General features: G+C 64.2%; 15 protein-coding genes. 8 read left to right on the top strand and 7 right to left on the bottom strand.

What is annotated here, in order from left to right; all coding sequences use genetic code 11:
• Positions 1 to 258, top strand: a 258-nt coding sequence (locus AB4Z38_RS22840) for a hypothetical protein (RefSeq protein WP_441431817.1), incomplete at its 5' end; no start/stop codon positions are given.
• 56 nt (positions 259 to 314) lie between these two features.
• On the opposite strand, the gene AB4Z38_RS22835 is transcribed toward AB4Z38_RS22840, so the two are convergent.
• Positions 315 to 506, bottom strand: coding sequence for a YegP family protein (locus AB4Z38_RS22835; protein ID WP_441431816.1), 192 nt, complete (start codon positions 504 to 506; stop codon positions 315 to 317).
• A 202-nt stretch (positions 507 to 708) separates the two neighbouring features.
• Here AB4Z38_RS22835 and nboR point away from each other — a divergent pair, with 202 nt between their 5' ends.
• Positions 709 to 1,338: a nicotine blue oxidoreductase gene (gene nboR / locus AB4Z38_RS22830; protein ID WP_441431815.1), complete on the top strand. Its 630-nt coding sequence runs from the start codon at positions 709 to 711 to the stop codon at positions 1,336 to 1,338.
• Positions 1,339 to 1,440: 102 nt separating this feature from the next.
• On the opposite strand, the gene AB4Z38_RS22825 is transcribed toward nboR, so the two are convergent.
• The 5 genes from AB4Z38_RS22825 to AB4Z38_RS22805 form a co-directional block, all read right to left on the bottom strand.
• Positions 1,441 to 4,248: a molybdopterin-dependent oxidoreductase gene (locus AB4Z38_RS22825; RefSeq protein WP_441431814.1), complete on the bottom strand. Its 2,808-nt coding sequence runs from the start codon at positions 4,246 to 4,248 to the stop codon at positions 1,441 to 1,443.
• A gap of 2 nt (positions 4,249 to 4,250) precedes the next feature.
• Positions 4,251 to 5,207 (bottom strand): FAD binding domain-containing protein, encoded by a 957-nt coding sequence (locus tag AB4Z38_RS22820; protein ID WP_441431813.1) that lies wholly within the window; start codon positions 5,205 to 5,207, stop codon positions 4,251 to 4,253.
• Positions 5,198 to 6,412: an XdhC family protein gene (locus AB4Z38_RS22815; protein ID WP_441431812.1), complete on the bottom strand. Its 1,215-nt coding sequence runs from the start codon at positions 6,410 to 6,412 to the stop codon at positions 5,198 to 5,200. Before AB4Z38_RS22815 ends, AB4Z38_RS22820 begins: the two co-directional genes overlap by 10 nt.
• A gap of 290 nt (positions 6,413 to 6,702) precedes the next feature.
• The gene (locus tag AB4Z38_RS22810; RefSeq protein WP_441431819.1) at positions 6,703 to 8,274 is read right to left on the bottom strand and encodes an NCS2 family permease; all 1,572 of its coding nucleotides are present in this window, start codon (positions 8,272 to 8,274) and stop codon (positions 6,703 to 6,705) included.
• A 15-nt stretch (positions 8,275 to 8,289) separates the two neighbouring features.
• Positions 8,290 to 8,784, bottom strand: coding sequence for a nucleoside deaminase (locus AB4Z38_RS22805; RefSeq protein WP_234753431.1), 495 nt, complete (start codon positions 8,782 to 8,784; stop codon positions 8,290 to 8,292).
• Positions 8,785 to 9,172: 388 nt separating this feature from the next.
• On the opposite strand from AB4Z38_RS22805, the gene AB4Z38_RS22800 reads away from it, so the two are divergent.
• Positions 9,173 to 10,570: an 8-oxoguanine deaminase gene (locus AB4Z38_RS22800; protein ID WP_441431811.1), complete on the top strand. Its 1,398-nt coding sequence runs from the start codon at positions 9,173 to 9,175 to the stop codon at positions 10,568 to 10,570.
• 40 nt (positions 10,571 to 10,610) lie between these two features.
• Positions 10,611 to 11,423 (top strand): DUF2510 domain-containing protein, encoded by an 813-nt coding sequence (locus AB4Z38_RS22795; protein ID WP_441431810.1) that lies wholly within the window; start codon positions 10,611 to 10,613, stop codon positions 11,421 to 11,423.
• 187 nt (positions 11,424 to 11,610) lie between these two features.
• Here AB4Z38_RS22795 and AB4Z38_RS22790 read toward each other — a convergent pair whose 3' ends face one another.
• Positions 11,611 to 11,787 carry a hypothetical protein gene (locus AB4Z38_RS22790; protein ID WP_269995742.1) on the bottom strand — a complete coding sequence of 59 codons (177 nt, stop codon included), beginning with the start codon at positions 11,785 to 11,787 and terminating at the stop codon, positions 11,611 to 11,613.
• 454 nt (positions 11,788 to 12,241) lie between these two features.
• Here AB4Z38_RS22790 and pucL point away from each other — a divergent pair, with 454 nt between their 5' ends.
• The 4 genes from pucL (at position 12,242) to AB4Z38_RS22770 (ending at position 17,534) form a co-directional block, all read left to right on the top strand.
• Complete coding sequence (gene pucL / locus AB4Z38_RS22785; protein ID WP_441431809.1) at positions 12,242 to 13,156, top strand: factor-independent urate hydroxylase; 915 nt, start codon at positions 12,242 to 12,244, stop codon at positions 13,154 to 13,156.
• Between the two features lie 167 nt (positions 13,157 to 13,323).
• Positions 13,324 to 14,823, top strand: a complete 1,500-nt coding sequence (locus tag AB4Z38_RS22780) for a nucleobase:cation symporter-2 family protein (protein WP_441431808.1) — start codon at positions 13,324 to 13,326, stop codon at positions 14,821 to 14,823.
• Positions 14,824 to 14,928: 105 nt separating this feature from the next.
• On the top strand, positions 14,929 to 15,753 hold the full coding sequence (locus AB4Z38_RS22775; protein ID WP_441431807.1) for a MurR/RpiR family transcriptional regulator: 825 nt from the start codon (positions 14,929 to 14,931) through the stop codon (positions 15,751 to 15,753).
• Between the two features lie 203 nt (positions 15,754 to 15,956).
• Positions 15,957 to 17,534: an NCS1 family nucleobase:cation symporter-1 gene (locus tag AB4Z38_RS22770; protein WP_441431806.1), complete on the top strand. Its 1,578-nt coding sequence runs from the start codon at positions 15,957 to 15,959 to the stop codon at positions 17,532 to 17,534.
• Positions 17,535 to 17,608: the final 74 nt, after the last annotated feature.

Raw genomic sequence — 17,608 nt, 5'->3', positions numbered from 1 at the left:
GCCGTCCCGGACCAGATCCGCCAATTCATCCCCAACGAATTCGCCTCCCTCGGCGCCGACGGCTTCGGCTTCTCCGACACCCGCCAGGCCGCACGCCGCTTCTTCAAAAACGACACCCACTCCATCGTCGTGAAGACCCTGCAACTCCTTGCGGCGAGGGGCGAAGTTGACCCGAGTGCGCCGTCGTACGCCATTGACCGGTACAAACTCCTCGACGTCACTGCCGGCACCACCGGCGGTTCGGGGGGCGACTCCTAAACCCGTGCAAAAAGAATCGGCGGTAGTGCTCCTTGAGCACTACCGCCTATTTGTTATCACGCTCCGAGCGAGCGGCGATCCACCACGAATCCTGTCGCGGCATTCTCCCTGACTGCGTTGATACCGGCCACGAGGGCCGCAATATCCGGGAACTTGGGCGATACCGCCACTACCGTTCCATCATCCGCCTTCAGCCGGAAACGGAACGATTGCTCCCCAACCGTCAAGATTTCGAAAATGCCAGACATAAACCCTCTTTCCACCGCGGATGCGTCCTTGCATCCCCTTCGATGACCACTGACTCTCGTGAAGTCCCTAAGAGAATATCGGCCATGGGAGCCTGCCAGAAGGCCTACCCACGGGTAATATTCAACCTTTTTCGGTAGACCTACAGTGGAACGCAAGGTGAACCTAGAGACCTCGCGGGGGCACATGGATAGTGTGAACCCCATGAACGATTCCAGCACCGCGCCCACCACTGGTGTGCTGTTGGCCGGCGGCGCAGGGACACGCCTGGGCCTGGGCCCCAAGGCGCTGCTGCCCTTCCGCGGCCACACCTTGGTGGAGGTACTCGCCAAGACATTGCTCGACGGCGGATGCCTCAAGATCGTCGTGGTGCTCGGGGCCGGAGCCGAGGATGTCCGACGCGCGACGGACCTGGGCGGGTATCTCGTGGTGGACAACCCGGAGTGGGCGTCCGGCATGGCCAGCTCGTTTCGTACCGGTCTTGCGGCGGCTACCCATGGCCACAACGTCATGGTGACTCTCGTGGACCAGCCCGGGTTGACCTCCGGCGTCGTCGCCAGGCTGCTGGCCGCGCACCAACCCGGCCGTGTGACCGCAGCAGGATACGCGGACACGGTCTACAAAGGCAGCAACACAACAAAACTCCGGCGCGGCCACCCCTTGATCATCGACGCCACCCTCCGTGCCGACATCGCCGAGTCCGCCGTGGGCGACGCCGGAGCACGCCGTTTCCTCAAGGCGCACCCCGGGCTCGTGGACGTCGTCGACTGCAGGGACCTCGCCGACGGAGCCGACGTGGACACGAAGGACAAGCTGCACCTCCTCAGCGACTAGCGCCCCCCAACTGGTCCCCACCGCCCCCCTCGCCTCGCAAGCTCGGCCAGGGAACCCTGGCGGCGTGGGCCCTCACAGTCGTTATGAGGGCGTATAACGACATTAAATGCGAGCTAGTTGGGTGGCGGCAGCGGCGGCATCCTTGAGCGCCAGGTAGATCTTGTCCCGGGCGATGGGCAGCGCCGCGAACCTCACCCCGGTGGCATTCCGGATGGCGTTGGCGAGCGCGGGCGCCACGGGATTGAACGGGCTCTCGCTCATGGACTTCGCACCGAGCGGCCCCATCTGGTCGTTCGTTTTCGCGAAGTACACCTCACTGCGTGGCACGTCCGCGAAGGAAGGGATGTGGTACTGCCGCAGGATGTCCGTGGTGACCCGGCCGGCGTCGTCCACGCGCACTTCCTCATACAGCGCGACACCCAACGCCTGGGCAACTCCGCCTTCCACCTGGCCGCGGCACTGCCGTGGATTGACCACGACGCCGGCATCGGCTGCCTGGACGCTCTGCAGGATCCTCAGCTCCCCTGTGCCGGTGTTCACGGCCACGCGGAATCCGTGGACATTGAAGGCGACCGAACGCGGGGTTCCACCCCAACGCCCTTCGACGGCGAGTTCCACGCGCTGCTGCCGCGCGGCGTCGTGCACCTCAGTGAAGGGAATCACCCGTTCACCGCAGCGCACCGCACCGTCCTCGAGCACGCAGTCCGCCTCCGGCACACCGGCAAACTCGGCAGCCACAGCCCGGATCCGGAGCGCGAGCTCTTCCGCCGCGAGCAAGGTCGCCTGCCCTGCGACCACGGTTCCTGCGGAACCGAACGCGCCGGTATCGTGCTCCACGAGGTCCGTGTCGGACTGGCGCACGGCCACGTTCGACGCCGTGGTGGACAATGCGGTCGCTGCCAGTTGGGCGTGGACTGTGGTGGTGCCGTTGCCGAATTCGGCGGTCCCGACGGCGGCGTCGAACGTGCCGTCCGGCAGGAGCCTGAGGCGAGTGTGGGCGAAGTGCCCGCGAGGCGGAACGGTGTCGATCATGGACAGCGCGGAACCGACGCCGGTGACCCACCCCGGGCCGAGGTTGTCGAGGCCGGCATCCCGGTAGCGTTTCTCACCGCGCTCGAGGGCGTCCCGGACCAACGCCACGCATTGCTCCAGGCCGTAGCTCCCGTAGAACACGTCCTCTTCCGGCTCAGGGTTCGTGGAGAGCATGTCGTCACCCGGCCGGACCATGTTCTTGAGCCGGAATTCCAAGGGGTCCATGCCGATACCGACCGCGAGTTCGTCCACGGCAGATTCGATCGCGAAGATCATCTGGCTCAAGCCATAACCGCGGAAAGCCCCGGCCGGAACGGTGTTGGTGTACACGGCCTGCGCATCCACCTTTTTGTTGGGGCAGTTGTAGACAGCCAGGGACTCGCCACAACCGTGGAACATCACTCCGGGCGCATGGTTTCCGTACGCACCCGTGTTGGTGACCACGTCCAGCTGCATCGCCGTCAAGTGACCGTCGCGGCTGGCCCCGGCCTTGACCTTGATGGTGAAGGGGTGGCGGGTGGTGGTGGCGGTGAATTGCTCGGTGCGCGTGAACTCCACTTGCACAGGCCGGCGGAGCTTGAGGGCCGCCATGGCCACGAGGTCCTCGGTGAGCACTTCCTGCTTGCCGCCGAACCCGCCGCCCACGCGGCCGGCGACCACGCGGATGCGGTCCTCAGGAAGATCGAACACGCGGGCGAGGGTCCGCCGCACCAAGAATGGGACCTGGCTGGAGGAACGGACCATGAGCCGGTCCTCTCCTGGATTCTCGGAGGGTTCCACCCATGCGATGGAACAGTGCGTTTCCATCGCGACGTGCTGCACCCGCTGGGTCTGGTACGTGTTCTCGTGGATGAAGTCGGCCGCTGCGAATCCGGCTTCAACGTTCCCCAGCTCGGAATGGACCTCCGCCACGACGTTGTTCTGCGGTCGTGAAATCCGGACCGTTTCCCCGTCCTTCTCCCCGTGGATCGCGGGCGCCCCGGGCAACAACGCCTCCTGCAGCGAGAAGACAGCGTCGAGGAGATCGTACTCAACCTTGACGGCCCGGGCCCCGGCTTCCGCTGCGCCCACCGATTCGGCGACGACGGCGGCAACCCGCTGGCCGATGAAGCGCACTACGTTGTCGAGGACGCGGGTGTCATCGGGATCATCGGTGTAAAGCTCGTGCTGGGCCGTGGAGAACAACTGGGCCGGCGCGTCCTCGTGCGTGAAAACCGCGATGACTCCCGGTACCTGCAGGGCCGCCGTCGTATCGATGGAGACAATCCGGGCGTGCGCGTGCGGCGAGCGCAGCAACTTGAGATGCAGCAGTCCCGGGAGCTGTTCCGGGGGGACGTCGAGCGTGTAGCGGGCGGTACCGGTGACGACGGCGCGTCCCGCAGGCGCAGGAACGTTGTCGCCGAGCTGGCCCGTGTGGGCTTGGGCGACCGCACCGCCGTCGGGCTCCTCCGCGGGACTGCCGCACACAGCGTCCGCAATGGAGCGGTAGCCCGTGCAGCGGCACAGGTTTCCCTTGAGGTTTCGCGGGAGGTTGGCTTTCTGTTCCTCGTCGAAGGTGGCGGCTGTCATCATCATGCCGGCCGTGCAGAAGCCGCATTGGAAGCCCTGGTGTTCCAGGAACTGCTGCTGCACAGGGTGCAGCTCTTCCCCGCTCGGCAGCCCCTCGATCGTGGTGACCGAGCGCCCTTCGGCGCGGACGGCCGGGTAGATGCAGCTGTGCACGGGTGTACCGTCCACGTGGACCGTGCACGCGCCGCAGTCGCCGCCGTCGCACCCTTTCTTGACTCCGAAGTTGCCCTGTTCGCGCAGGAACGTCCGAAGGCACTGGCCCGGGCGGGGTGTGGCCTCGGTGGCTGTTCCGTTGATCTCGATTGCCATGCTCAGGCCTCCTTCTGCTGATCGGTGTTGAATGATTCCGCTTGGGTGGACGGTTGCGGCGAGGTGGCGTGCGGCGGCCAGAAATCGCCCGAAACCTCGAACAACCCACCTGAAACCGGGCCGCACAGTTCCGCGCGGATCTCCTCGGCGAGCCGGAACGTCATGTCGCGGCGCCATTCCGGGAGCCCGTGGATGTCGTCGTGGTACAGCTCCGTGGGGATGGAATGCCCGACGGCGGCGGCCAGCTGGCCTGCGTCCGGCAACTCTCCGGCGGCGAACCGCAGCTGCACGGGCCGTTTAGTGGCAGCCGTGACGGTGAGGACCAGGCCGCCATCGGCGTCGAGCCTTCCGATCAGCAGCACCCCGGATCGCCCGAGGTTGCTGAGCGAGAGCCGGCGGAAAGCCACCTTCGCGGCCAAGGACGACGCCGGCAGCTGGATGCTGCGCAGGAGCTCGCCCGGTGCCAGGCAGTTTTTCCCGTCCCCGGTGACGAATTCGGCGACCGGAACGGTCCGGCTGCTGCCGTGCCGGCCAAGGATGGTGGCCATGGCATCCAAGCCCGCACATAGTGAAATCATCGGCCCGGCCGGGAGCGAGGTGCACACGTTGCCGCCAACGGTGGACATGTTCCATACCTTGAAAGAGGCCACGAAAGAGTCGCAACACGGCCGGAAGACGTCCAGTCCCGGCCAGTTCAGGCCGACCACGGAGTCCGACACCGGGAGCGCGTAAAGCTCGGCGACGGTGCAGGTGGCGGCCAGCTCAATGCCGGCGTCGCTCACGGTCACGGCCTGCCAGCCAGCTTGCCCCAGATCCAAGAGGCGTTTCAGCGGCTCTTCGCTGGCGACCGGACTCCCGTAGGAGAACAAGACCGTGCCGCCGGCGAGCCAGGCGTCGCCCTCACGCCATTGGCCTGGATCCGTGGTCGCGACCACGGACTCGATGGTGTTCATGTCCATGGGTTCTCCTTGCTTTGTTCGGCGGTGTTGGTGCGGTGGATCGGCCCGGTTCCGTCCTTGAGTGAACCCCAGCCGGAGGCTGGATGGGATGCACGGCCAGAGGCCGGGTGCGGCGCGCGGGACGCGAGGATTTCGGCCGTAATGGACACCGCAACTTCGGCGGGAGTGACGGCACCAAGGTCCAGTCCTATCGGCGAATGCAGGCGTTCGAGGGCTTCGGCCGGGATGCCGCAGTCGAGCAGTCCGTCGATGCGCTGCCGGTGGCTGCGCCTGGAGCCCATGGCTCCCACAAAGGCGAGATCCAAAGCAAGGGCGGTTTCCAGCAGCGGAATATCGAATTTGGGATCGTGGGTCAGCACGCACACGACCGTGCGGGAATCGATCCGGGCTGCGGCTGCTTCCGCGGCAAGGTAGCGGTGCGGCCAGTCGGTGACGAGGTGGTCGGCGGCGAGGAATCGGCCCTGACTCGAAAACGCGGGCCGCGCATCGCACAAAGTGACCTCGTAGCCCAGGAGTTTCCCGGCGGGGAGCAAGGCCGCGCCGAAGTCGTTGGCGCCAAAGATCAGCATGCGGGCCGCGGGCAAGCGGCTTTCTACGAAGAGGGTAATGGGCCCGGCTTCGGGCCCGGAGCCCCCGCAGCTTTCGGCCGGGGCGAGCCTAACCAGTCCTGTGCGGCCGCCATGCAGGAGAGGTTCGAGCTGGGCCGCGGCCGCGCGGATCAGGGCGTCATCCCCGCCGAGAAGGGCCGAAAGTTCCCGTGAACCTGTGGCGGAGAAACGCGCCGGATCAGGAACGACGACGGCGCCTCCCGCGCCGTCGAGCCTGCGGATGAGTGCCAGGGAAGAGCCGCCGGAAGCAGCATCCAACCAAGCCAGGTCCAGGCCGTCGGCTCCCGTCGGCTGGATGTGGACTTCCAGCTCGCCACCGCAGGTGAGCCCGACGGCGAACGCGTCCTCGGCGCTGTAGCCGAACGACTCGAGGCGACTGCCGCCGTCGTGCATTGCTTGAAGGGCGGCCTCCACCACGGCTCCTTCCACGCAGCCTCCGGAGAGGCTGCCAAGGACGTCCCCGTGTTCGGAAACCAGCATGGAGGTGCCGAGGGGACGGGGCACGGAGCCTCCCGCGGCCACGATGGTGGCGACGGCGCATCGCTGACCGGAGACCGCGGGCCGCCAGGTGCCCAACGAAGGCATCAAATCCAGCATGGCAACACCTCCTTTACCGAGGTCCCGGACCGGAGACCCGCCCGGGCCAGTGTGCGATCTTGCCTCATATTCTCATTCCTTGCCTCTGTACAGGAGAGCTTCGGGTAAACACGCACCCCGTTGCGTGAAGAGGACCGGGGCGGGCCTCTCATTTCCCACCCCGGTCCTTAGCGGAGCGGCCGCACCCCACCGCCGCCCGCCGTCGTCGTCCGCTTGATGCGGTTGGGGACGATCGGCGGACGCCTATTCATTGCGGTGACTTGCGGCCGGACCGCCGTCTCAATCGCCGGCTACGCTCCCATCAGCGCGCTGATCGGCCCGCGGGCAAAGTAGATCAAGAAGCCCACGGCCACCACCCACATGAGCGGATGGACTTTCCTGCCCTTCCCCGATGCCGCGTGGATCACGGCCCAGGAGATGAATCCAACGCCGATGCCGTTGGCGATGGAGTACGTCAGCGGCATGGTGACGATGGTGAGGAAGGCGGGCAGGGCCACGGAGAACTTGGAGAACTTGATCTCGCGGATCTGTGCCATCATCATGGCGCCCACCACCACCAGTGCCGCGGCTGCGACCTCGAGCGGAACCACGCTGGTGAGCGGGGTCAGGAACATCGAACCCAGGAACAGCAGTCCGGTGACCACCGACGCCAGGCCGGTGCGGGCACCTTCGCCAATCCCGGCAGCGGAGTCGATGTACACGGTGTTGGACGAGCCCGACGTCGCGCCGCCGGCTACCGCGCCCAGGCCTTCGACGATGAAGGCCGACTTGAGCTTGGGGAACGTCCCGTCCTTGTAGGCCACACCGGCGCTCTTGGCGAGGCCGGTCATGGTGCCCATGGCGTCGAAAAAGTTGGTGAACACCAGGGTGAACACCAGCATCGTGGCCGCCAGGCCGCCGATCCGCGAGAACGAACCGAAGAGGTCGAAGTGGCCCACCAGGCTGAAGTCCGGGGCGGAAACCAGCTGGCCGGACAGCACCGGAGTGTTGAGGTGCCAGCCACCGGGATTGGCGGCGCTGCCGGGCCCGATGTGCATGACGGCCTCGACGACGGCGGCGAGGACCGTGGTGGCGACGATTCCGATCAGGAGGCCGCCCTGGATCTTACGGGCCACGAGGATTCCCATGACCAGCAGACCGACAATGAAAACAAGGGTAGGTATGGAGGTGATGGAACCATCGTTGCCGAGCTGTACCGGCGGTCCGCCTTTTGTGGCGCGGACGAAACCGGAATCGACGAAGCCGATGAAGGCGATGAACAGGCCGATGCCAACGGTGATGGCGGCCTTGAGTTCCTTGGGGACAGCCTTGAAGATCGCGGTCCGGGCGCCCGTGACGCCGAACAGGACAATCAGGATGCCGTTGATGACCACGAGGCCCATGGCTTCCGGCCAGGTGACTTCATGGATGACGGCGACTGCGAGGAACGAGTTGATTCCCAGGCCCGCGGCGAGCCCGAACGGCAGGTTCGCGATGAGGCCGAAGAGGACCGTCATGACACCGGCGGTCAGGCCCGTGACTGCCCCCACCTGCGCGGCCGACAACCAGCCGCCCGCCACATCCGTGGGTGCGTTCTGGGCTGAGAATCCGCCCAGGATCAGTGGATTGAGGATAACGATGTAGGCCATCGTGAAGAACGTGACGATGCCGCCGCGGAATTCGCGGGCCAGCGTGGAGCCACGCTTGGTGATCTGGAAGAAACGATCCAGGAAGGAGTTCGACGCCGGGGGCTTGGAGCTGCTGCCCCGCTGTGCCAGTCCGGTTGCCGTGTGCTTTTCGCGTGCATCTGTCTGCCCTGCGCCGGAAGGCACAGCCTGCTTTTCAGTTGCCGTTCGCATTTCTGCGGGGTCCAGGATTGTCATTTCAGCCACCGGGCCCTAGTAGTCAATCCTGGAGTCAAGCGTGTTCCAGGTGTTGAACGGTTCCAGGATGGCCGGAGCTTGGGGGTCGCCCAGTTCCAGTTTGCGGACCGGCATGAGCTTGTCCCGGTCTTCGTTCTCGAAGTACTCGTAGAAGACGGCGTCGTCGAAGCCTACGGAGGCGGCGTCGTGCCGGTCTGCCGCGAAAACCACGTTGTCAATGCGTGCCCAGAGAGCCGAGGCCAGGCACATAGGGCATGGCTCGCAGCTCGTGTAGAGGGTGGCTCCGCTGAGATCGAAGGTACCGAGCTCGCGGCAGGCATTACGGATGGCGGTGACCTCGGCGTGGGCAGTCGGGTCGTTGCTTGCGGTGACCCGGTTGACGCCTTCGAAGGCGCGGCCATCCGCGGTGACAATGACGGCGCCGAACGGCCCGCCGCTGTTGAGGACATTGGCTGTTGCCAGCTCAATGGAGGTGGCCAAGAAATGTTCGGCCGTGACGGTGGTACTCATGTGCGACTTCCTTTGTGCTGAGGAAGCCTGTAACCAGGGAGGCATCTGAACATGACAGACCAGTGCTGCGATTACCAGGCTTCAGCGCGTGCTTTTGAAGGTTTCGCCTGGTAGATAGCTTCCCGGAGTCCGGGTGCCCGCCTTTGGCAAAATGAGATTAGCACCGGAGGTGTGAGCCGCGCCATAGTTTCTGGAAAAAAAGTTTCGACATGTGAAATTTTGCTGTTCGGGCGGGCGGGAGGCCAGGCTTGGGCATCGGTCACATTGACGCACTTCGGCGAGCCACCTACGCTGGGTGCCATCGGCAGGGATGACCTGCCGGAACCTGGATCAGCAGACAGGAACCACTGAGCTGGAACGCAACTACGCCGACCAGACAAGGATTCCAGTGTCCCCGAAATCCGATTTCCAGCCAGCAGCCCCGGCAACGGACCCAGCCCCTTCCCGGCTCTGGATCAAGAATCCCCTCGATGTGTTCACCGCCAACGGGCTCGACGCCCGCGGCGGCATCGTAGTCAGTAATGGGAAAATCGCGGAGCTCGTCCCCGCCGGAAAGCGTCCATCCGCGCCGTGCCAAGAAACTTTCGACGCCGGCAGCCATGTCCTGCTGCCCGGGCTCATCAACACGCACCACCACTTCTACCAAACGCTTACCCGCGCCTGGGGTCCGGTGGCGAACGCTCCCCTGTTCCCCTGGCTGCAGAACCTGTACCCCGTGTGGGCGCGGCTGACGCCGGACAGCCTCGAACTTGCCGTGAAAGTAGCGCTTGCGGAACTCCTGCTTTCCGGTTGCACCACGGCAGCAGACCACCACTACCTCTTCCCCGCGGGACTCGAGGACGCGATCGACGTCGAGGTCGGCGTCGTACGTGAACTCGGCATGCGCGCCACGCTCAACCGCGGGTCCATGACGCTGGGCGAGGACGACGGCGGCCTGCCTCCGCGGTCCACCGTGCAGCGTCCGGAGGTGATCCTCGCGGACAGCGAACGGCTGATCGGGAAGTATCACGAACGGGGAGACGGAGCGGTCATCCAGATCGCCTTGGCCCCCTGCTCGCCGTTCTCGGTGACCAGGGAGATCATGGCCGAGAGCGCCGCCATGGCCGAACGGCTGGATGTCCGGCTCCACACGCACCTCGCGGAAACCATCGACGAGGAAGATTTCTGCCGCGAGATGTTCGGACTTCGCACGGTCGACTATTTGGAGAGCGTCGGCTGGCTCGGAGATCGAACCTGGCTTGGCCACGGCATCCATTTCGACGACAACGAGATCGCCCGGCTGGGTGCCGCGGGCACCGCCGTCGCGCACTGCCCGACGTCGAACATGCGGCTCGCGTCCGGCACCGCACGGGTGCTGGAACTTGAGGCCGCCGGGGTTCCGGTAGGGCTGGGAGTGGACGGTTCGGCGTCGAACGATGCCTCCAACATGATCCTCGAAGCGCGTCAGGCGCTGTATCTGCAGCGGCTGCGCTACGGTGCGGACGTCCCCGTGGAACGCGCCCTCGGCTGGGCGACGCGGGGATCCGCTGCAGTGTTGGGCCGCACCGACATCGGCCAGATTGCTCCCGGGATGCAGGCAGACCTTGCCATGTTCAAACCCGAGGGGCTGCGCTTCTCCGGCAGCCATGATCCCGTCGCGGCATTGTTGCTCTGCGCGGCGGACCGCGCCGACCGCGTCATGGTGGGCGGCAAATGGCGCGTTGTGGATGGCCGGATTCCGGATCTGGACATCCCGGAACTTATTGCCAAACACTCAGCCGCCGCACAGAGAATCATCAGCGGTTAGGAGTAGCCTCTCGATTAGGTCGTAGATCAGGAGGCAAATCATGACCGTCCCCCAGCACAACACGCCGACTCCTCCAGGTTGGTACCCGGACCCCTCGGGCTCCGGACAACTACGGTGGTGGGACGGTAACGCCTGGACTGGAAACGCCTGGAACCCACCGGCCCAGGCGGGTACTGGTCAGGCTGGCGCAGCTCAGCCCGGCGCGGCGTGGCCCGGCGCAGGCCAGCCGGGCGCAGCTCAGCCTGGCGCAGGTCAGGCCGGCGCGGCATGGCCCGGCGCAGGCCAGCCGGGCGCAGGTCAGGCTGGCGCGGCGTGGCCCGCGGCCGCGCGGTCAGGGCAATACGCGGGACCGGGGCAATACGCGGGACCGGTCCAGCCCGCGCCGCGCCCGGAAATCAGCAAGCAGACACCGGTCTACAATCCGTTCATCTGGCTCGTCACGCTGTTGCCGGTGATCACTCTGATTATCCTGCTGTTCTGGAATCCGGTCTTCCACCTGAGGTATGTCGGCGCCAGGCGCGTACCCACCCTCGATCCCAGCGCGTTCAGCGTTCCGTATTTCCTGCTGGTTATCTCATCTTGGCTCATCTACGGGGTCAGCGTTCTCTTGGCCTACCTCGACTGGCAAAAGCTGCAGAGGGACGGGGTGGTCCGCCCCTTCCAATGGGCATGGGCCTTCCTGGGTGCCGGAGTCTACGTGGTGGGCCGTTCAGTGATCGTCCACAAGGTCGCCCCGCAGCGCGGACTCGCACCGGTTTGGGCACTGATTGGCCTGACCGCCGTGAGCCTGATCCTGGTATCCGTCAAAGCGAGCATGATCGTTTCGACTATCGCCAAGGCCCTGCCAATGTAATAGTTCGCCTGGGCGAGAGCCGGGATCGTGGGTGTGGCCCGTCGTCTGCGTCCTGGAACCCAGCGGACGGGCGACACCTGCGTATTCACAAAAAAGCGGCGGGCGGCACTACCCCCTTAGGGGTAAGTGCCGCCCGCCTTTTTGGCTCTCTGTTGCGCAGAGTCCCTCATCCCCAGGGCCGGGAGCCCTAGGAACGCTGCCGGCCGAATACCGGAAGGGCGCGCAGCCAACGGGAGAACGTCCCGGGCATGCGGTCACAATCGGCCGGAATGTAGAAGTCAGGATCCGTAGCGCCGAACGGCAGGTACAGCTCCTGGCCGGGCGCCGGGAATTCCACGACGTTGTTCTTATCCTGCGAGTCCATCTGTCCTCCTATTTCATGCGCTCAAGTTCTCCGTGGCTTGCGGTTCACGCCCTTCGTCGGGCGCTCGGGATTTCAACATCCGCAATTTCCGCATCTGCATTTTCCACATACTGGAAAACATTTTTTGTTATATGGAAATGGTAGAGGGGATTCCCGAACCGCGTCAAGGGGTGCCCGCGGACCACGCTCCTGCCGCCGGCCGCCGTCGGTCACAATCAGAAAGTAGATAACGATTCATCGGAAGTGATGTACACCACTGGCAAACGTGGGCTACGCTTTCTTCAATTCGTGGCGCAGGTCACGTAACCTGGGAGCAGCAGGCAGGGTCGTAATGAGCTGGCATCAACGGATGCCGGCTCTTTTTTGTTGGGTCGGCTCCACCAGAAACGCGTATGAAACACGCGCTTAATTTCATTGGTGGACCTTAGTGGTTCCACCTCACAGAAGTTGGGATATGACCATGAGCAACAACATCGTCCTCGGCGACAACCAGTACGGCAAGGCAGAAGTCCGCGTCGTCAAAGTCACCCGCGACACCGACCGCCACCAGATCGAAGACCTTAACGTCACCTCGCAATTGCGTGGCGACTTCCAGGCTGCGCACCTCCAGGGCGACAACGCACACGTCGTCGCCACGGACACCCAGAAGAACACCATCTACGCCTTTGCACGCGACGGCATCGGCTCCCCCGAAGCCTTCCTCGTGCGCCTGAGCGAACACTTCACCTCAGGCTTCGAGTGGGTCACGGGCGGGCGCTGGGAAGCCGAGGCCTACACCTGGGACCGCATCCAGGCACACGGCTCCGAACACGACCACAGCTTTGTCCGCAAGGGGCAGGAAGTCCGTACCGCCGTCGTGGTCCGTGAAGGCAACACAACGCACGTCATCTCCGGCCTTAAGGACCTGACCGTCCTCAAGACCACGCAGTCCGGCTTCGTGGGCTACCCCCGCGACCGCTACACTACGCTGCCCGAGACCACGGACCGCATCCTCGCCACCGACGTCTCGGCCCGCTGGCGCTACAACACCGGTCTTGGCGCTGCCGGGACGGACTTCAACAAGAGCTACGAGGACATCAAGGCCCTGCTCTTGGAAGGCTTCACGGAGAACTACTCCCACGCCCTGCAGCAGACCCTGTTCGACATGGGCAAGAAGGTCCTCGAGGCCCACAGCGAAGTGGACGAGATCAAGTTCTCGATGCCCAACAAGCACCACTTCCTGGTGGACCTCAGCCCGTTCGGCCTCGACAACCCCAACGAGGTCTTCTTCGCCGCGGACCGCCCGTACGGCTTGATCGAAGCCACGGTCCAGCGCGACAACACCACACCTGCCCCGGCTGCGTGGAACGGCATCGCCGGCTTCTGCTGAGCCCCAGGTACCCGCCCAACTGACTCGCAGCAAGTGTCGTTTTGGAGCCTCAAAACGACATCAAATGCGAGTCAGTTGGGCGATCACTCGCACCCAGAAACCCCACATTGTTAGCCAGACAAAGTTAGCCAGACAAAGACGTCTGCCATGAACCAAGAAAGTCTGCCATGAACACTAAGAATAAAACCCGCCCCGCAGCGTCCGGGCCAGCCCGCCCCGAGGACAAACGCCTCTCGATCGGGAGTACGTTCGCCTACGGCTTCCAGCACGTCTTGACCATGTACGGCGGCATCATCGCCCCGCCGCTCATCATCGGAGCCGCCGCAGGCATGTCCTCGCAGGATATCGGCCTCCTGATCGCGGCCTGCCTGTTTGTCGGCGGCCTCGCCACCATTCTGCAGACTGTGGGCATCCCGTTCTTCGGATCGCAATTGCCGCTGGTCCAGGGAGTGTCCTTCGCCGGCGTTTCCACCATGGTGGCGATCGTCAACGGCGGGGGCGGGATCCAGGCCGTGTTCGGCTCGGTCATGGTGGCATCCCTGATCGGCCTGGTGATCACGCCGCTTTTCTCAAAGATCATCAAATTCTTCCCACCCGTCGTCACCGGTACCGTGATCACCACCATCGGGCTGACCCTCATGCCGGTCGCGGCGAACTGGGCCATGGGAGGCAACAGCGCCGCACCAAACTACGGCAGCATGGCGAACATCGGACTCGCCGCGGCAACGATGGGCATCGTGCTGCTCCTGAGCAAGGTCGGCAACGCGGCCATCTCCCGCCTGTCCATCCTCCTTGCCATGGTCATCGGGACCGTCATCGCCCTCGCCGCGGGCATGGCCGATTTCTCCAAGGTTGGCCAAGGCCCGGTGGTGGCCTTCCCCACGCCGTTCGCGTTCGGTGCTCCAACCTTCGAGATCGCATCCATCGTATCGATGCTGATCGTCATCCTGGTCACCCTGACAGAGACCTCGGCGGACATCATCGCCGTCGGGGAAATCGTGGAAACCAAAGTCGATTCACGCCGTATCGGCAACGGCCTCCGGGCAGACATGCTCTCCAGCGCCATCTCCCCGATCTTCAACTCCTTCACCCAGAGCGCCTTCGCCCAGAACGTGGGCCTCGTGGCGATCACCGGCATCAAGAGCCGTTTCGTGGTCAGTGCCGGCGGTTTCATCCTGGTGGTCCTCGGTCTGCTGCCGGTCCTCGGGCGAGTTGTCGCGGCGGTTCCCACGCCCGTCCTGGGCGGCGCCGGCGTCGTACTCTTCGGGACTGTGGCCGCAAGCGGCATCCGGACGCTCTCCAAGGTGGAGTACCGCAACAACATGAACCTGATCATCGTTGCTGCGTCCATCGGCTTCGGCATGATCCCGATCGCCGCCCCGAAGTTCTACGACCAATTCCCGTCCTGGTTCTCCACGATCTTCCACTCGGGCATCAGCTCGGCCGCCATCATGGCCATCCTGCTGAACGTGCTCTTCAATCACCTCAAGGCCGGCAACTCGGACAACCAGTCCGTGTTCGTGGCAGGCACAGGCCGCGTGGTCAGCGAAGCGGACATTGCCTGCCTCGCGCACGGCGACCGTTTCGAGAACGGCAAACTGATCGACGCCGAGGGCAAGGAAGTGCCGCTCAAGTCGAGCATCTCAACCAACGCCGTCGAGCACTGACGGCTTTTCTCCGCCGAACTGGCAGGTGTTGCCCCTCATTCGCAAGCAACGGGGCAACACCTGCCATTTCGCGCTAATTACGGATCCGCGTGAGACGGTTGTTTCATGAGGATCGATGAACGAATCGAACAACACTACTCGGAGCTTGGGCCGCAGGAACAAAAGGCCGCGGATACCCTGCTGGACCGCCTGGGCGACCTTGCCGTCTACAATGCGGCCGAGCTCGCTCAGCTAAGCGGCGTCTCCAAGGCCACTATGAGCAGGCTCTTTCGCCGCCTGGGATTCGCCGATTTCAACGAGGTCAAGGAACACACCCGGGGCCTGAGGTCCAGCGGAGTACCGCTCGCCAAACAAGAGGCCGACGGCGGAATCCCCCTGCATTTGGCAACCGAAGAGCAGAGCCTGAACCGGCTTTTCGAAACGCTCGACGACGATCGCCTCCGCAAGGTGACGCAGCAACTGGCTGAGGCCCGGAATGTCCTGCTGATCGGCTTCCGCAACAGTTTCCCTGTAGCCCTCCACCTACGGCAGCAGCTCCTGCAGTGCCGCCCCTCGGTAAATCTGGCCCCACAGCCGGGCCAAAGCGTGGGTGAAGAACTGGCAGGGCTGGACGCGAACGACGTCGTGGTCCTGCTTGGCTTCCGACGCAGGCCGGACGGCTTCCACCAGGTCCTGAAGGCCGCCACCACCACCGGCGCGAGCACCATCCTGATCGCGGACCCGAGCGCCCGTTGGCTTGCGGCGGACGCGTCACTCTGGATCGAATGCCCGGTGGAAGGCAGCGCCGCCTTTGACAGCTACGCATCGGCCATGAGCCTCATGAGCGCCCTCGCGAATGGCGTGTTGGCGGCGAAGGGTCGTTCAGGAAGGGATCGCGTCTTGGAAATCACCGGGATGTTCGACTCACTGGAAGAGATCGAGCGGCGGTAAATCCACGCGACTCACGCGCGAACTGGCAACTGTTGCCCCCAAAACGCGGACAAAGGGGCACAAGCTGCCTGTTCGCGCGAGGAGGCAGCATCAAGCGTAAAGAAGAGTTAGCGGCCCGGAAACGGCACTGAAACATCTGTTCCATTCAATTGAATCAGTGAAACGACTGCCCCAGTCGTGGAAACCCCTGATTCGAGGAACCGATGACCGAAGCACGACTCGCCCCAGAGCAAACGGGCACAGAGCAAACCGGCACCTTCTTGGGCAGCCCGATTGACGAAGCCGCCGCACACCGCGATCCGCGGCTCAGCAATGAAGACCTGGCACCCCTGAAAAACCAGCGCTGGAGCAGTTACAACCTGTTCGCCTTCTGGATGTCGGACGTCCACAGCATCGGCGGCTATGTGACGGCGGGCAGCCTCTTCGCCCTGGGGCTGGCGAGCTGGCAAGTGTTGGTGGCCCTACTGGTGGGCATCGTGATTGTCCAGGTCTTTTGCAACCTGGTGGCGAAGCCCAGCCAAAAGACGGGCGTCCCATACCCCGTGATCAACCGGGCGGTCTTCGGCGTCAAGGGGGCCAACATCCCGGCAATCATCCGCGGCCTGATCGCCGTCGCCTGGTACGGAGTGCAGACCTTCCTCGCCTCCGAAGCCCTCGTGATCGTGTTCCTGAAGTTCTTCCCGGCCATGAAACCGTTGTACGACGTCCACCAATACGGCTTCCTCGGCCTTTCGGCCCTGGGTTGGATCTGCTACGGAATCCTCTGGGTAGCCCAGGCCGCATTGTTCTGGAACGGAATGGAAAGCATCCGCAAGTTCATCGACTTCGCCGGACCGGCCGTGTACGTGGTCATGTTGGTCCTGGCCATCTACCTGGTTTCCAAGGCCGGCATCAGCAACATCAGCCTGAACCTGTCCGCCGGCGAACCGCTCGACTTCGCTGCGTCCATCCCGGTCATGATCTCCGCGATCGCCTTGGTGGTGTCCTACTTCTCCGGTCCTATGCTCAACTTCGGCGACTTCGCGCGTTACGGCAAGAGCTTCAAGGCCGTCAAGAAGGGCAATCTCCTGGGCCTGCCCGTCAACTTCCTATTCTTCTCGCTGCTCACGGTCATCACGGCGTCGGCTACCATCCCGGTCTTCGGGCACCTCATCACGGACCCGGTCAAGACCGTGCAGGAAATCGATTCCGTGTTCGCCGTGCTGCTCGGCGGATTGACCTTTGTCATCGCGACCGTGGGCATCAACATCGTGGCCAACTTCATCTCGCCGGCGTTCGACTTCTCCAACGTGAGCCCCCAGAAAATCAGCTGGCGCATGGGCGGCATGATCGCCGCCGTCGGATCCGTCATCCTGACCCCTTGGAATTGGTACTCGAACGACGACGCCATCCATTACACGCTCGGCGTGCTGGGTGCGCTGATCGGCCCGCTCTTCGGCATCCTGATCGCCGGCTACTACCTCGTAGGCAAGCAAAAGGTGTGGGTTGAGGACATGTACACGATGAAGCCGAGCGGCAAGTACTGGTTCCGCAACGGCTACAACCCGAACGCGGTGAAGGCAGTGGCCATCAGCGGCGTCGTCTCCATCGCATCGGTCCTGATCCCCAAGGCGCTGCTGGACTCGGGAGCCACGACGGTCAACGCAACGTGGATCGGCAACTACAGCTGGTTCCTCGGTTGCGCCTTGGGCCTGCTGACCTTCCGGTACTTCGAAAAGCGCTCCCCGATGATCAACCTGGAACCGAACGGCGTCGAAGCGAACGACGGCGCCCTCATGTAAGGAAACCCTCCGCCAAGGAAACCCTCCGCCGAACTGGCAGTTGTTGCCCCTAATTCGCAGACAAAGAGGCAACA

This window comes from Arthrobacter sp. 2RAF6, assembly GCF_052115205.1.
In the GTDB taxonomy this organism is placed as follows: Bacteria; Actinomycetota; Actinomycetes; order Actinomycetales; family Micrococcaceae; genus Arthrobacter.
This window is presented reverse-complemented; position numbering and strand designations above follow the sequence as displayed.

Coding starts and splice junctions, on each gene's coding strand:
- AB4Z38_RS22835 (WP_441431816.1), bottom strand. CDS start 506: ATGTCTGGCATTTTCGAAATCTTGACGGTTGGGGAGCAATCGTTCCGT.
- nboR (WP_441431815.1), top strand. CDS start 709: ATGAACGATTCCAGCACCGCGCCCACCACTGGTGTGCTGTTGGCCGGC.
- AB4Z38_RS22825 (WP_441431814.1), bottom strand. CDS start 4,248: ATGGCAATCGAGATCAACGGAACAGCCACCGAGGCCACACCCCGCCCG.
- AB4Z38_RS22820 (WP_441431813.1), bottom strand. CDS start 5,207: ATGGACATGAACACCATCGAGTCCGTGGTCGCGACCACGGATCCAGGC.
- AB4Z38_RS22815 (WP_441431812.1), bottom strand. CDS start 6,412: ATGCTGGATTTGATGCCTTCGTTGGGCACCTGGCGGCCCGCGGTCTCC.
- AB4Z38_RS22810 (WP_441431819.1), bottom strand. CDS start 8,274: ATGACAATCCTGGACCCCGCAGAAATGCGAACGGCAACTGAAAAGCAG.
- AB4Z38_RS22805 (WP_234753431.1), bottom strand. CDS start 8,784: ATGAGTACCACCGTCACGGCCGAACATTTCTTGGCCACCTCCATTGAG.
- AB4Z38_RS22795 (WP_441431810.1), top strand. CDS start 10,611: ATGACCGTCCCCCAGCACAACACGCCGACTCCTCCAGGTTGGTACCCG.
- AB4Z38_RS22790 (WP_269995742.1), bottom strand. CDS start 11,787: ATGGACTCGCAGGATAAGAACAACGTCGTGGAATTCCCGGCGCCCGGC.
- pucL (WP_441431809.1), top strand. CDS start 12,242: ATGACCATGAGCAACAACATCGTCCTCGGCGACAACCAGTACGGCAAG.
- AB4Z38_RS22780 (WP_441431808.1), top strand. CDS start 13,324: ATGAACACTAAGAATAAAACCCGCCCCGCAGCGTCCGGGCCAGCCCGC.
- AB4Z38_RS22775 (WP_441431807.1), top strand. CDS start 14,929: ATGAGGATCGATGAACGAATCGAACAACACTACTCGGAGCTTGGGCCG.
- AB4Z38_RS22770 (WP_441431806.1), top strand. CDS start 15,957: ATGACCGAAGCACGACTCGCCCCAGAGCAAACGGGCACAGAGCAAACC.